The organism is Nocardioides sp., assembly GCF_025965415.1.
Lineage (GTDB): Bacteria > Actinomycetota > Actinomycetes > Propionibacteriales > Nocardioidaceae > Nocardioides.
Map to the genome: position 1 here is coordinate 1 of NZ_JAOPWY010000171.1, position 13,912 is coordinate 13,912.

Sequence of the window (13,912 nt, forward strand, 5' to 3'; positions counted from 1 at the left end):
GGTGGAGCCCGCCCACAGGTTCCACGCCAGCCCGAGCTGGATGAGCTGCGCCATCACGACCGGCCCCCTGGCCCACCGGCGTACGCTCGACAGTGACCACGCGCACCAGGCGAGCCCGGTAGCCGCGGCGAGGAAGAAGACCGAGGTCGTCAGACCCATGGTCAATCGCATCGAGCTCAGGTTGACGAGCTCCAGGAGGCCCAGCGCGGCGAGGACGAAGGCCTCGATCGCGGTCAGCGAGGCCGCCACCACGAGAGGTGGCGGAGCACCACGGTCCGGACCAGAAGGCGTAACAGGCACTCGGCAATCCTAGTTGTGACCGACACGACCCGGTTTGGGGTTGTGTGAACGTTCAAGTCTTGCAACTCTTGTCGCTGCGCTTCGGGCGCCCGGGCCTCGCTGAATGTCCGCAAACAGCCACTTTGCCTGTGAAAGAAAGAGGGAATCCCCCACTCATGGATTGGCGCAGCCGCTCCGCATGCCTCGACGAGGACCCTGAGCTGTTCTTCCCGATCGGCAACACCGGACCCGCGATCCTCCAGATCGAGGAGGCCAAGCAGGTGTGCCGTCGCTGTGACGTGCGCGAACAGTGCCTGGCCTGGGCCCTGGAGGCCGGACAGGACCATGGAGTGTGGGGTGGCCTCAGCGAGGACGAGCGTCGGGCGCTGAAGCGCCGCAACGCCCGCGCCCGCATCCGCACCGCCTGAGCTCGCGCCCGGTCCGTCCGGGTCAGTCGACCGGCAGGTCCGCCTGCACGCGGGTGCCCTGACTCCCGGGACCGATCTCCAGGATGCCGCCCAGCTCCGACTCGACGAGCGTGCGCACGATCGACAACCCGAGCTGGGTCGACCCGTCGAGGTCGAAGCCGTCGGGCAGCCCGCGACCGTCGTCCTCGACGATGACGTGCAGCCGGCCGACGATCCGGCGTGCGGTCACCACCACCCGACCCCCGGTGCGGTCGGGCAGGTCGGTGTAGCCGTGCTCGACGGCGTTCTGGAGGAGCTCGGTGAGCACCATCGCCAGCGGCGTGGCGGCCTCTGAGGAGAGCTTGCCGAACGACCCCTCGCGCACCACCCGCACCGGCAGCTCGACGCCGCTGACGTCGACGACCATGGCCCCGAGCCGGTCGGCGATCTCGTCGAAGTCGACCGTCTCCTCGAGCGCGTGGCTCAGCGTCTCGTGGACGATCGCGATCGACCCCACCCGGCGCACCGCCTCCTCCAGCGCCGCCTTGGCGTCCTCGGCCTGAGTACGTCGTGCCTGCAGGCGCAGCAGCGCCGCGACCGTCTGGAGGTTGTTCTTCACCCGGTGGTGGATCTCGCGGATGGTGACGTCCTTGGTGACCAGCTCGCGGTCGCGGCTGCGCAGCTCGGTGACGTCGCGGACCAGCAGCAGCGCGCCGCTGCGGTCCCCCTGCGGGCGCAGCGGGATGCTGCGCACGATGAGGGTCACCTCGTCCGTGCCGACCTCGGTCGCGCGGCCGTCGCGGCCGCCGAGCACGGCGCTGAGCGTCTCCTCGTCGGGGCGCTTGCGGGCCGGGACGAGGTCGCGCGTCAGGTCGGTCAGGACGAGCCCGGCCAGGTCACCCTGCAGGCCGAGCCGACGGTAGGCGGAGAGCCCGTTGGGGCTCGCGTAGACGACCTTGCCCGCCGGGTCGAGGCGGACGAACCCGTCGCCCACCCGCGGTGAGTCGGCGTGGTCGCTGCGCTGCCCCGGCAGCGGGAAGTGGCCCGACGCGATCATCTGGGTGAGCTCGGCGGCCGTCTGGAGGTAGCTGAGCTCGAGCCGGCTGGGAGTGCGTACGCCGAGCAGGTTCGTGTTGCGGGCGATGATCGCGATCACGCGGCCGGCCCGGCGCACGGGGATGACCTCCACCCGCACCGGCACGTCGTCGCGCCACTCGGGGTCACCCTCGCGCACCAGCCGGCCCGACCCGTAGGCCTCGTCGAGCATCCGGCGGCGACCGGTGGGGATGAACGTGCCGAGCACGTCGTCGACCAGCGCCGTGGGGCCGGTCGTGGGACGCATCTGCCCGCCCGCCCAGAAGCCCCGGCCCTCCCGGTCGGGCAGCCACAGCACCAGGTCGGCGAAGGAGAGGTCCGCGAGGATCTGCCAGTCGGCCATGAGCAGCTGCAGCCAGGTGACGTCGTCCTCCACGAGGTCGGTGTGGGCTCGCACGAGCTCGTGGAGGGAGGGCACCGGACCACCCTAGGTGCTGCTCGGTCCCTCCCACGGACAGCCGCAGGTCCCGCGGACGACGAGGCGCGTGGGCAGCACCTGCGGGTGCACGTCGTGGGTCCGGCCCTCGATCCGCTCGTGCAGCCGGATCGCGGCCCAGTGGCCGAGGGAGCGCGTCGGCTGGAGCACCGTCGTCAGGCCCCGGCCCATGTAGCGCGAGGTCATGATGTCGTCGAACCCCACCACCGCCAGGTCCTCGGGCACGCGCACGCCCTGGCGCGCGAGCACCGACCACCGCACGGACCGCCCGGGCGATGACCGCGCAGCAGGACTGGCTGGCGCGGATGACCGAGGAGCACGACCGGGTCGCGCTCGGCCTCGTGCTCGACGCCTACGCGACGGAGTACCACCACCCCGGGTCCGACCTCATGAGAGAGGTCGTGGCCGACCTCGCCGCCCGCCGGGGGGCCGGGCAGCGCCGGTTCCTCGCCCGGTCGATGCTCCTGGCCGGCTTCCGCTACGGCGCCGTGCACCTGGAGGAGCGCGACCCCGACCCGGGCTCGGTGCTGGCCCTCGCCTCGGGCCGGCACCTCTCGCCCGTCGTCCAGCAGCGGGTGCTCGACCCCGTGCAGGCGGGCGGCGGCCTGCTCTACCTGGGTCCGCTCCCCGAGCGCGACCTCGACGGCACGCCGTGCACGCTGCTCGCCGACGGGCTCGGGCTGCACCCCGGCGACCTGCTCCACGACGGCCCCCCAGCTGTTCCCGTCGGTCGTGCGGCACGGTTGGGCCGCGCCCGGCCCGGAGGTTCGGGTCGGCTTGCGGCAGCGACTCGTGCCGGCCGACGGGACCGGCGTCGACGTGGTGCTCACCGACGTCGACGGAGCGGTGTGCGGGGTGTCGGTGGCGAGCGGCCACGGCCGGGCCGTGGTGCTCGCCGGGGGCACGTGCTGCCGCTGGGGATCGACGTCGCAGGTCACCGGATCGTCTGGGCGAGCGCCGAGGTCACCGGCCACTCCGCCGACCATCTCGACCTGGCGTCCGGGCTGGATCCCGACGGGGGGACCACGGTCCTGCTCGCCCCCGGCACAGCGGTCAGCCCCCACGCCTCGTACGTCGTGGAAGCCGGCCCGGAGGGGACGGTCCACGTCACCGGCGGCCGCGGCCCCCTCTCGATCCGGTTCGGACAACCCGACTAGGGCGCTGCGCGAACGGCTGGCAGGATGGCCGCATGTCGATCGGCTACTGGGACCAGGTGCAGGCTGCCGGGTTCGAGGTCCCGGCCGACCGGCCGCTGGACGACCTCACCGCCGAGCTCACCACGATGCTGGGCTCGACCCGCCCGGAGGTCCGCGACGGCACGGCCTTCCCGGCCCTGTCGACCTGGATCGACCGCGGCGTCTACGACGACCTGCTCGCCGGCCTCGGTGACGGGATGGTCGCCGGCCTGTCCGTGGGCCTGGGCGAGGCCGGCACCGACACGGTCTTCCGGCGCAGCTTCAGCGCGCTGATCCTGGCGGCGTGCCTCGAGCGTGACACCGCCCAGCACCTGCTCCCGGGCGCCAAGATCCTCGAGTGGGGCGACCGGGTCGCGACCTGGTTCCTCACCGAGAAGGACACCCGCGGCTTCGTGCCGGACAAGGGCTGGGCGCACGCGGTGGCCCACGGCGCCGACGCCATCGGGGCCCTCGCCGAGTCACCGCACGTCGCCGGTCCCGAGCACGCCGTGCTCCTCGACATCCTCGCCGAGCGCCTGCTCCTGCAGCCCGCCGACGAGCCGCTCGCCGCCGGTGAGCCCGACCGCATCGCGGCCGCCGTGATGCAGGTCCTGCGGCGCAACACCCTCGGCACCGACGTCCTCGAGCCGTGGGTGCACCGCCTCGCCGCGTCCGGCAACCCCTTCCACGGGCCGGTCGACCACGACCCGTTCGCGCCGACGGCAGCCCCTCAAGCCTTCCTCCGTGCGCTCTTCGTCCATCTCTCCCTCGCTCCGCAGGCGCCGATCGTCCGCCCCGACCTGCTCCTCGTCGTGATCGACGCGCTCCGGATGTCGAACAGTCCCTACCTGCGGGTAGGCAGCGGCTAGCCTTCCGGGCATGAACGAGATCTCTGGTCACAGCGGCGAGCTGGCCGTCCACGTCGCCCGCGCCCACGGTGTCGAGACGATGTTCACCCTCTCGGGTGCCCACGTCTTCCCGATGTACGACGGCGCCGTCAAGGCAGACCCGCAGATGCGCCTCCTCGACGTGCGCCACGAGCAGACGGCCGCGTTCGCCGCCGAGGCCACCGGCAAGCTGACCCGCGTCCCCGGCCTCGCGGTCCTCACCGCCGGTCCCGGCGTCACCAACGGCATCAGCGCCATCGCGCAGGCCCAGTTCGCCGGGTCGCCGATGGTCGTCGTCGGCGGTCGCGCGCCGCAGAACCGGTGGGGCACCGGATCGCTCCAGGAGCTCGACCAGCCGCCGATCATCGCGCCCGTCGCCAAGGCGGCCCGCACCCTGATGACCGCCGGCGAGGTCGCGGCCGGCATGGACGAGGCCTTCACCCTGGCCCGCTCCAGCCACCGCGGTCCCGTCTTCGTCGATGTCCCGATGGACGAGTTCTTCAACTCCTCGACCGGCTCCGCCGGCACGGGCGAGGGCACCCGCATCGAGCCCGACACCGACGCGATCGAGGCGGTCGCGCGGCTCCTGGCCGCGGCGCAGCGGCCGGTGCTGATCCTCGGCACCGACGTGTGGGCCGACCACGCCGAGGCCGCTGCCCTCCGCTTCGTGGAGGACCTGGGCATCCCGACCCTGACCAACGGCATGGGCCGCGGCGTCATCCCCGGCGGCCACCGCTCGCTCGTCACCAAGGCACGGGGCGCGGCCCTCTCCGGCGCCGACCTCGTCGTCGTCGTCGGCACCCCGCTCGACTTCCGGCTCGGCTACGGCGCCTTCGGCGGCCCGGACAAGAACCCCGACGGCGTGTTCGCCAAGGTCGTCCACATCGCCGACTCCCCCGGCCAGGTCTCCGGCCACGCCGAGCTGGCCGGCTCGGTCGCGGGCGACCTGACGACCGTCCTCGACGGCCTCCAGGCCGCGATCGAGCGCGGCGACAAGCCCGACTGGCGCGCCTGGGCCGACCAGCTCGCCGACCAGGTCAAGGTCGCGGCGTCCCGGGACGCCGAACTCCTCACCGCCGAGGCCGACCCGATCCACCCGGCCCGCATCTACGGCGAGCTGGTGCCGCGCCTCGAGGACGACTCGGTGGTCATCGGCGACGGGGGCGACTTCGTCTCCTTCGCCGGCAAGTACGTCGAGCCGAAGCGTCCCGGCGGCTGGCTCGACCCCGGCCCCTACGGCTGCCTCGGCGCCGGTCTCGGTGCGGCCATCGCGGCCCGCATCGCCCGCCCCAGTGCACAGGTGACGCTGCTCCTGGGCGACGGTGCCGCAGGCTTCTCCCTGATGGACGTCGACACCCTCGTGCGTCACGACCTCCCGGTGGTCATGGTGATGGGCAACAACTCGGCCTGGGGCCTGGAGAAGGGCCCGATGCAGATGCTCTACGGCTACGACGTCGTGGCCGACCTCGGCCAGCGCACGGCGTACGACGAGGTGGTCAGGGCGCTCGGCGGTGCCGGGGAGACCGTCACCGACCCCAAGCAGATCGGCCCGGCACTCGACCGCGCCTACGCCTCGGGTGTCCCCTACCTCGTCAACGTGATCACCGACGTCGAGGCGGCCTACCCCCGCGCGACGTTCGGCATCTGATCGACGTGCGCCTGCGCCGCGCCACCCCCGAGGAGCTCGAGCGCGTCGGGGACCTGACCGTGCGCGCCTACGCGGGGTTCACCCTCGGCCCCGCAGATCCGTACGTCGAGCGGCTGCGGGACGCCGCGTCCCGCGCGCGGGAGGCGGAGCTGTGGGTGGCCGTGGACGACGACGACCTGCTGCTCGGCAACGTCACCTACTGCCCTCCCGGGTCGTCGTACCGCGAGGTGAGCCGCCCCGACGAGGGCGAGTTCCGGATGCTCGCCGTCGACCCCGACGCCCGGGGTCTCGGGGCCGGCACCGCACTGGCCACCCTGTGCGAGGAACGGGCGCGCGAGCACGGCGCGATCGGCATGGCGCTCTCCACACTGGCCGAGATGACCGACGCACACCGCGTCTACACCCGCCTCGGCTACGCCCGCGACCCCGGGCGCGACTGGTCGCCGCTTCCCGGGGTGGAGCTCATCGCCTTCAGCAAGGTCTTCTGACTCAAGCTGGCCCGCACCGTCGAGGGTCCTCGTGCCCATGTCTGGTAGACGTGTGGGTGGCACTGAGGTTGCCCCCACCGCTGCACCGAATCGTCGAAAGGCCCGCCATGTCGCCCCCCGAGCCCGCCACGCTGACCTTCCGGGTCGCCGACGACGACACCGCCGCGGCCGTGGGCAGCGGGTCACTTCCCGTGCTCGGCACGCCGCGGCTCCTGGCGTGGCTGGAGGCCGCCACGTGTGCGTGCCTCGACCCCGTGCTGCCCGAGGGGTCGACCAGCGTCGGCACGCGGATGCAGGTGGAGCACCTCGCCGCGAGCCCGGTCGGCGCCGAGGTCGAGGTGAGCGCGTCGAGCGCCTACGAGGACGGGCGCCTGCACCGCTTCACGGTGAGCGCGCGCGACGCCGGCACCGGCAAGGTGCTGGCCGCCGGCGAGATCACCCGTGTCGTCGTCGACGCCGAACGCTTCCTGTCTCGCCTCTGAGGTCTCGTCATGTCAAGGAGAACTTGACTAGACCAGTAGGGCCAAGCCAGACGAGTTGCTGACCCGCGGCACCCACATCTGGCAGGCTCTCCGCGGCATCCGCGTGGGGCGGGGGCCGACAAGGGGGCTTGACATGCACGGACTGCACGACATGGACGACCGATTGCGCGAGGCGCTTGCCACACTCGGCCAACGCATCGAGGTCGCGGACTACGAGCGGCGGATCGCCGTGGACGAGGTGCGCGAGCTCATGTCGCGCCACCACCGCGAGCTGCACCTTCCGCACGTGGCCGAGCTGACCCTGCTCCCACAGCATGCGCTCGTCGCCATGGTGCCGGACTGATCCGACATCGAGCACGTCCTGGCTCGGCCGTAGGCCACCAGACCTCCACACGAAGGGCCGGAAAGCCTTCTTCCACAGGGATGTCCGCGCTGTCGGCCACATGTCGGTCGAGGCGTGGAGAGTGGTCTGCATGTCAGCTCTCCAGCACTCTCCCGAGCACCGCGTGACGTCCCTTGCGCGGCGGTGTCGCGAGGAGCTGGGCGCGGTCGCGGAGGCTCCGCTGTGGTCGCTGTCTGCGGCCGAGGCGGGCGACGCGCTGGTGATGCTGACCCAGGCACGGGCGCAGCTCGAGGACCTGTTGATGCGGGTCCTGCGCCACGCGGAGACCGTCGAGACCGGTCTGGACGCCGGCGCCACCTCGACGGCGAGCTGGTGGGCCCACACCAGCCGCACGACCCGCGCCGAGGCCCACCGCACCGCCCGCCTCGCCGCCTCGATCGAGCGCCACGACTCCGTCCGTACGGCGCGCGCCGCCGGCGACCTGCGCATCGACCAGGCGAGCGTGATCGTGGCCGCGGTCGACGGACTCCCCGACGACGTCGGCGACCGGGTCCCAGCGGCGGCGACGGCATTCCTGCTGCGGCAGGCGACCGAGCACGACGCCCGGGCGCTGCGGATCCTGGGCCGGCGCCTGCTGGAGGTCATCGACCCCGCAGCAGCCGACGCCGAGGAAGCCCGGCGCCTCGCGGCCGAGGAGCGCCACGCCCGGGCCCTCGCATCGTTCACCATGTCCGACGACGGCCATGGCGCCTGGAGCTCGAGACCCTCCTCGGCGGACTGAAGGCCGCCTCCCTCGACACCGGCGGCCGGATCAGCGCGGGCGAGGCGCGCCGGCTCGCGTGCCGGGCCGGGATCATCCCGATCGTCCTCGGCGGCCCCTCGGTCGTCCTCGACGCCGGCCGCAGACGCCGCTTCCACTCCGAGACCCAGCGCATCGCGATGGGCGTCCGCGACGGCGGCTGCACCGCTGTCGGCTGTGACGCCCCACCTGCCTTCTGCCACGCCCACCACGACGAGACCGCCTGGTCCCGTGGCGGAGGCACCAGCGTCGACAAGGGCCGACTGCTGTGCTCCCGCCACCACACCCTCATCCACGACGCCGCCTACCACCACACCCTCGACAAGCACGGCAAGGTCAGGTTCGCGAGGCGGACGTAGGCCGACGACTGTCCGACCGCCCCGCGCCCGGATCTGCCGATGAGCGTTCGCCTCGCGCAACCATCAGGGGGGTCCATACTCGGTGCATGATCTGGGCCAAGGCTGCACTGGCGGGTGGGTTGCTCGTGCTCCTCGCAGCGTTCGCCGTCGGCACGGAGAATCAACTGTCCACGTCGGTCATGGGCCAGACGCGAGACTGCGGCCCCTCAATCTCCGCTTCGTGGTTGGTGTCCGGCACCGCCGATCGAGCGCAACCGGGCTCGACGGCCACCGATGATGAGCGACGTACTGCGGCAGCCTGCAGCCCTGTCGTTCACCAAGCCCGAATGCTGATAGTTGCGATCATGGGCATGGGCTGCCTGCTTGCTTTCGGCGGGTGGACTGCCATCCGAACGCGAGGAGAAGCCGGCCCGCGCACGGTGACCCTCGCACACGTGTAGATCGAGGCGCCGAGTCGACGCCAACTATCCGGATCTGCCGCGACTCGAGCGTCCGCTCATGCCTATGCGCGATAGCCGCAGTCAAAGGTCAGTGGTGGGACGGGATAGATCGATCCGGGATGCTGCTGTCGCGGGCAGGAGCGTCACTGCTGGCCGCGCAGGATGAGGGTCGCCACCCCGAGGAGAATCAGTCCGGGCACGACAAGCGACAAGACTCCGATGGCCAGGCCTGCCATGGCGGTCTTGCCGTTGGTGGCGGCTCCTGCTCGAGCCCTGGAGAGACCTATCGCGCTCAACACGATGCCGATCAGCGTGGCATTCGGGTAGACCATGGGGACCCAGAACAGGAGAATGCCGCAGGCGCTCAAGATGAGTCCCGCTTGCCCCATCCCATTGCGGGGCTGGGGCGGAGATAGCGCCTCGCTCGGATCGGTGTACGAGATGCGGTTCAAGGAGAGGCCTTCGCTCACGACGGAAGCGTCCCGGAGGTCCGAAGCGCGATCCCGCAACATAGCCGCAGGACGACGGCGACGCTGGCGAATCGGTCTCCTCGTGTGCACGTCTCGACATGGCCCCTCACTCATCCACGGGCGCAGACGCCCGTCTTGTCACGATCGTGAGCCACCAAGGCCGAGTGTCCGGATCTGCCGCGATGGGTTCGTCTTCCGCCGGCATTCCTATGCCTCGCCCGACCGCCGAGGGGCCGGAGGTCAGCGGTTCGAGGATGGCGAGATCCGTTGCGACCGACGAGGCATGGACGACCGTTCCCATTCGTGCCACGGTTGAACGAACCACCGCTTGGAGGGAACACGTCATGCAACAGTCACCACCGCCGTCGACGTCATGTCCTGACTGCCGCGCCCTGACCGACGACCTCGAGGCTCATGATCGCTGCACTCGCGCCTGGTCCATGACATTGCTGTCGCCGTCGACAAGGAGAACAAGCGCCGCGACCCGGCGCCACGTGCCGAATGATTAGCTCAGCGCAGCCCATGGGGTGCTGATCCCTTCACGGGCGGGCCAACCGGCAACACGTGCACGGATCTGCCGCGATCAGCCATCCGCACACGCCGATGAGGAGAGGTTCAGGTTCGACCTATCCACGTGCTTGGCCTTGCGCCACACTCACGTCATGTCTCTCCGCCCATTCACCAGCGCGACGCCATGTCGGCGTCGTCGGTCTTGGTCGATCTTCTGGGCTGTCTCTGCAGCCGCCGTGGGCACCTGCTTCCTTGCAGCGCTTCGATCGAGCGGTACGACCAGCGCCGGTCTGGTGCTGATGGGTGGCTTCATCGCGGTCGGCATCGCGGCGGCGCTGATGTACTCCATCATCTCGCCATCCCCCGATCAACTCGAAAGCAGCCAGCGCATGCGAGGCGGCTTCGACGGCGGCGGGGTTGACGTCGCTGGCGGCGACTCCGGGGGTTGACGTCGCTGGCGGCGACTCCGGGGGTTGAGCCGGACAGCGCATTGTCCGGATCTGCCGCGATGGGTTCGTCTTCCGCCGCCGGCATTCCTGTGCCTCGCCCGACCGCCGAGGGGCCGGAGATCAGCGGTTCGAGGATGGCGAGATCCGTTGCGACCGACGAGGCATGGACGACCGTTCCCATTCGTGCCACGGTTGAACGAACCACCGCTTGGAGGGAGCACGTCATGCAACAGTCACCACCGCCGTCGACGTCATGTCCTGACTGCCGCGCCCTGACCGACGACCTCGAGGCTCATGAGCGCTGGCACTCGCGCCTGGTCCATGACATTGTTGTCGCCGTCGACAAGGAGAACAAGCGCCGCGACGCGGCGCCACGTGCCGAATGACTAGCTCAGCGCAGCCCCTGGGGTGCTGATCCCTTCACGGGCGAGGCAACCGGCAACACGTGCACGGATCTGCCGCGATCAGCTCACGGATGTGCCGATGTGCGGTCCTCGTACGACTTGGTTTACATCTGCTCGGTTGGCGCTCCTCAGTTCGCCGACCCCGCGATTCGAAGACGTCGCCTACCTCGACGGCTGATTGATCGGGTGACGCCGATAGGACGCGACGCCGACACTGCGAACATCCGGATCTGCCGCGTTTCGGTGGCTGACGGTCTCATGCGGCTGCGCCCACGGCGATCGGTGATGTCCTGCTTCCGAGTCGCGAGGCAACCAAACTGGCGGTCTCACCGGTTCTACTGGTGAGGCCGAGAGGAGGGGACGCGTGCGGACAGAACCATCAGGCTTTCGTGAGTTCGTCGTGGCACGCTCCCCTGCGCTACTCCGGACGGCCTGGATGCTGACTGGAGACCAAGCTGCCGCAGAAGATCTCTTGCAAACCGCTCTCGCACGAACCTGGCCCCACTGGGCTCGCATCGCAGACGGTCAACCTGACGCCTACGTCCGGAAGGTCATGGTGCGCGTCAACGCCAACTGGCGGGCTCGACGCTGGAACCAAGAGACCCCCACCCCCGATGCCGACCTGCACCATCAGCGCCACCACACACCGGACGAGAATGACCCGGCCCGGCTCGACGACCGACTGATCGTTCTCAAAGCCCTCATGACCTTGCCGGTGCGTCAGCGGCAAGTCGTAGTGCTGCGCTTCTTCGACGACCTATCGGTGGACGCCGTCGCAGACGTCATGGGCTGCTCAACGGGCACGGTCAAGAGCCAGAGCGCCAAAGGCCTCACCAAACTCCGTCAGGCACTCGAAGCCACCGAACCCGACCGAACGAGTACACGATGAACACCGACGAACTGAGCGACCTGCTGCGCACCCTTCCACCCCCGATGGATGGCCCTCCGGACCGCTTCGAGATCGTTCAACGGCGCGCCCGGCGGCGTGCCCGCACCATCCACGCGGGGGTCGCCGGTGGTGTCGCTGCCGCAGTGGTTGCCGCAACCGCCGCACTGCTCCTCAGCCCGCCGCCGTCAACGCAGTCCGACGGCCCCGACATCGCAACGGAACCGCCATCGCCGACCGAAACCGTCCGCTACGAGGATGTCGGACCGCTGCCTGGCGCAACGAGGGCCATCGACCTGAGCGAGCCCGTCGAAGTCACGGGAACCGGAACAGACACTGTGGAACTGGGGTCGCGCCCCGACCGCGCCACCGCAGCCAACGTGTCCGTGGTCTGCCTGACTGCCGGACGGATCGTATATCCCGACGGCGCGTCAATCGTATGTGACGACCCGGCAAGCGAGAGCGAGATTGCAGACCCCCGAAGTGCGAACTACACACTGATCGACCTCGACCCAGGACAGACCTCGCTCAGGCTCCGGGCCAAAGCGGATGTGGGGTGGAAGGTCGTCGCCAACTACGTCCGCACCGAAACCTCCGAGTGGGGAGTTAACGCTCATGGCGAAACGTTCGGCGTCCAACGCCACGGCAAGTCGCCTGACCTGATCGCCGTCTACACAACGGACGGCAAGCAGGGCTACGCGTACGTCGAGGACCTCGACGGGCGCTGGCCCGTGCCGACCTCACCGGCAGACGCGCGCGCTCAGCAGGAAGCCAACGAAGATCGATCACACTCAGTCCCAGTCTACGAATCGGACGGCGAAACGACCATCGGTGAGTACACCATCGGGCCATAGCCCGTCCGTGCACAACGTGCCACGAGCCCGCGCCGGCGTTGTCGACCAGCGGGCGCTGTCGACTATGAGGAAGCCAGGACGCTGTCCGGCGTAGGCGGAGCCTATGTATGCCTTGGACATCCGGATCTGCCGCGATCCGTGGCTCCCGTCGAGCCGGCCGCAACCCAGGCTCAGACTCAGCTTCAAACCCCAGGCTCGCAGCATGGACCTGGCGGAGGCGGACGAACGACTCCGTCGCTTGCTGGCCGACGTCGAGGCGGCTTGCCAGCACTTGCCGAGGCAGGCGAGCATCTCTGGGCACGGTGGATGAGTGCTGCGCACCGCTCGTCGGCCAGCTCGACCATCCGCTCGACGTCGGCGGCGCGCGCCTCCCGCGCAGTCATGCCGTCGAATGTACGTCCACACCTGCGGCCCGACGCCACACGCGCCACCTCCGGACATGCAAAAGTCCCCGCCTTGGGCGGGGACTTCCACTGGTGCGGTGCGCGTCAGGCGTTGGGGCGCTTGCCGTGGTTCGCGCCCTTCTTCTTGCGAGCGCGGCGCTTGCGTCCGGTCTTGCCCATGTCGTCCTCCTGGAATCGGTGCTCGGAGCAGTGTCTCAAATGACACCGGGTGCTGCTAATCGGGTCAGGCCCCGCCCTCGGTGAGGTGGATCTCGACCTCGCGCAGCCGGATGCGTACGCGGTCGCGCAGCGACTCCGGAGCGGACTCCGAGCAGGAGCGGGCGACGAGCTGCTTGACCGCCCGCTGGAGGTCGTAGCGCTCGAGGCAAGGCCCACACTCGCGCAGGTGGAGCTCGACGACGGCGCAGTCGGCCTGGTCGAGCTCGTTGTCGATGAGGTAGACGATGCGCTCGATGTAGTCGACGCAGTCGTCGCGGCCGTGCTCGTGGGAACCGTGCTCCTGCGTGCTCACGATCCGTTCACCCCTTCCGTCGCGGCGGGAACAGTGGAGGTCGGCAACAGGTCGTTGGTGCGGACGTAGTCGGCGAGCATGTCGCGCAGCTGGCGACGACCGCGGTGAAGTCGCGACATCACGGTGCCGATCGGCGTGTCCATGATCTCGGCGATCTCCTTGTAGGGGAAACCTTCGACGTCGGCCAGGTACACCGCGTAGCGGAAGTCCTCCGGCAGGGCCTGCAGCGCGTCCTTGACGTCGCTGTCCGGAAGGTGCTCGAGCGCCTCCATCTCGGCGGACTTGAGGCCGGACGAGCCGTGCGACTCGGCGCGGGCGATCTGCCAGTCCTCGATCTCGTCCGTGATCTGCTGCGGCTGGCGCTGCTTCTTGCGGTACGAGTTGATGTAGGTGTTGGTGAGGATGCGGTAGAGCCACGCCTTGAGATTCGTGCCCGGCTTGAACTGATGGAACGCGCTGAACGCCTTCGAGAAGGTCTCCTGGACGAGGTCCTCGGCGTCGTGCGGGTTGCGCGTCATGCGCAGAGCAGCCGAGTAGAGCTGGTCGAGGAACGGCAGCGCGTCTTCCTCGAAGCGCGCCTGGCGTT

18 protein-coding genes are annotated in these 13,912 nt (G+C 70.1%); 12 read left to right on the forward strand and 6 right to left on the reverse strand.

What is annotated here, in order from left to right; genetic code table 11:
* A partial coding sequence (locus JWN97_RS18070; RefSeq protein ID WP_297625970.1) for a hypothetical protein occupies positions 1–249 on the reverse strand: 249 nt, incomplete at its 3' end.
* A 206-nt stretch (positions 250–455) separates the two neighbouring features.
* On the opposite strand from JWN97_RS18070, the gene JWN97_RS18075 reads away from it, so the two are divergent.
* Positions 456–707 carry a WhiB family transcriptional regulator gene (locus JWN97_RS18075; protein ID WP_090969765.1) on the forward strand — a complete coding sequence of 84 codons (252 nt, stop codon included), beginning with the start codon at positions 456–458 and terminating at the stop codon, positions 705–707.
* 22 nt (positions 708–729) lie between these two features.
* On the opposite strand, the gene JWN97_RS18080 is transcribed toward JWN97_RS18075, so the two are convergent.
* On the reverse strand, positions 730–2,199 hold the full coding sequence (locus JWN97_RS18080) for a PAS domain-containing sensor histidine kinase (protein WP_297625994.1): 1,470 nt from the start codon (positions 2,197–2,199) through the stop codon (positions 730–732).
* Between the two features lie 9 nt (positions 2,200–2,208).
* The gene (locus JWN97_RS18085; protein WP_363321313.1) at positions 2,209–2,478 is read right to left on the reverse strand and encodes a LacI family DNA-binding transcriptional regulator; all 270 of its coding nucleotides are present in this window, start codon (positions 2,476–2,478) and stop codon (positions 2,209–2,211) included.
* 14 nt (positions 2,479–2,492) lie between these two features.
* Here JWN97_RS18085 and JWN97_RS18090 point away from each other — a divergent pair, with 14 nt between their 5' ends.
* The 8 genes from JWN97_RS18090 (at position 2,493) to JWN97_RS18125 (ending at position 8,398) form a co-directional block, all read left to right on the forward strand.
* Positions 2,493–3,374 carry a hypothetical protein gene (locus tag JWN97_RS18090; RefSeq protein WP_297626013.1) on the forward strand — a complete coding sequence of 294 codons (882 nt, stop codon included), beginning with the start codon at positions 2,493–2,495 and terminating at the stop codon, positions 3,372–3,374.
* Positions 3,375–3,406: 32 nt separating this feature from the next.
* Complete coding sequence (locus tag JWN97_RS18095; protein ID WP_297626016.1) at positions 3,407–4,261, forward strand: DUF2785 domain-containing protein; 855 nt, start codon at positions 3,407–3,409, stop codon at positions 4,259–4,261.
* A gap of 10 nt (positions 4,262–4,271) precedes the next feature.
* Positions 4,272–5,927, forward strand: a complete 1,656-nt coding sequence (locus tag JWN97_RS18100) for an acetolactate synthase (RefSeq protein WP_297626019.1) — start codon at positions 4,272–4,274, stop codon at positions 5,925–5,927.
* Between the two features lie 5 nt (positions 5,928–5,932).
* Positions 5,933–6,415, forward strand: coding sequence for a GNAT family N-acetyltransferase (locus JWN97_RS18105; RefSeq protein WP_297626022.1), 483 nt, complete (start codon positions 5,933–5,935; stop codon positions 6,413–6,415).
* A gap of 107 nt (positions 6,416–6,522) precedes the next feature.
* Entirely contained in the window at positions 6,523–6,897 is a 375-nt protein-coding gene (locus JWN97_RS18110; protein ID WP_297626025.1) for a thioesterase, read from the forward strand.
* Positions 6,898–7,030: 133 nt separating this feature from the next.
* Complete coding sequence (locus JWN97_RS18115; RefSeq protein ID WP_297626028.1) at positions 7,031–7,240, forward strand: hypothetical protein; 210 nt, start codon at positions 7,031–7,033, stop codon at positions 7,238–7,240.
* Positions 7,241–7,370: 130 nt separating this feature from the next.
* Positions 7,371–8,021: a DUF222 domain-containing protein gene (locus JWN97_RS18120; RefSeq protein WP_297626031.1), complete on the forward strand. Its 651-nt coding sequence runs from the start codon at positions 7,371–7,373 to the stop codon at positions 8,019–8,021.
* A gap of 158 nt (positions 8,022–8,179) precedes the next feature.
* Positions 8,180–8,398 (forward strand): HNH endonuclease signature motif containing protein, encoded by a 219-nt coding sequence (locus JWN97_RS18125; protein WP_297626033.1) that lies wholly within the window; start codon positions 8,180–8,182, stop codon positions 8,396–8,398.
* Positions 8,399–8,981: 583 nt separating this feature from the next.
* On the opposite strand, the gene JWN97_RS18130 is transcribed toward JWN97_RS18125, so the two are convergent.
* Complete coding sequence (locus JWN97_RS18130; RefSeq protein ID WP_297626036.1) at positions 8,982–9,308, reverse strand: hypothetical protein; 327 nt, start codon at positions 9,306–9,308, stop codon at positions 8,982–8,984.
* Between the two features lie 746 nt (positions 9,309–10,054).
* Here JWN97_RS18130 and JWN97_RS18135 point away from each other — a divergent pair.
* From JWN97_RS18135 to JWN97_RS18145, 3 genes are all read left to right on the forward strand, one after another.
* A complete protein-coding gene (locus tag JWN97_RS18135) occupies positions 10,055–10,267 on the forward strand; it encodes a hypothetical protein (RefSeq protein ID WP_297626040.1) in 213 nt (70 codons plus the stop codon).
* Between the two features lie 768 nt (positions 10,268–11,035).
* Entirely contained in the window at positions 11,036–11,560 is a 525-nt protein-coding gene (locus tag JWN97_RS18140; RefSeq protein WP_297626043.1) for a SigE family RNA polymerase sigma factor, read from the forward strand.
* Complete coding sequence (locus JWN97_RS18145; RefSeq protein WP_297626046.1) at positions 11,557–12,411, forward strand: hypothetical protein; 855 nt, start codon at positions 11,557–11,559, stop codon at positions 12,409–12,411. The genes JWN97_RS18140 and JWN97_RS18145 overlap by 4 nt, the downstream gene beginning before the upstream one ends.
* A gap of 627 nt (positions 12,412–13,038) precedes the next feature.
* Here the strand turns inward: JWN97_RS18145 and rsrA are convergent.
* Together rsrA and JWN97_RS18155 are read right to left on the reverse strand one after the other, a co-directional pair.
* Positions 13,039–13,326: a mycothiol system anti-sigma-R factor gene (rsrA, locus tag JWN97_RS18150; protein ID WP_297626050.1), complete on the reverse strand. Its 288-nt coding sequence runs from the start codon at positions 13,324–13,326 to the stop codon at positions 13,039–13,041.
* Positions 13,323–13,912: sigma-70 family RNA polymerase sigma factor (locus JWN97_RS18155; protein WP_297626053.1), on the reverse strand; the 590-nt coding region annotated here is incomplete at its 5' end. The genes rsrA and JWN97_RS18155, both read right to left, overlap by 4 nt.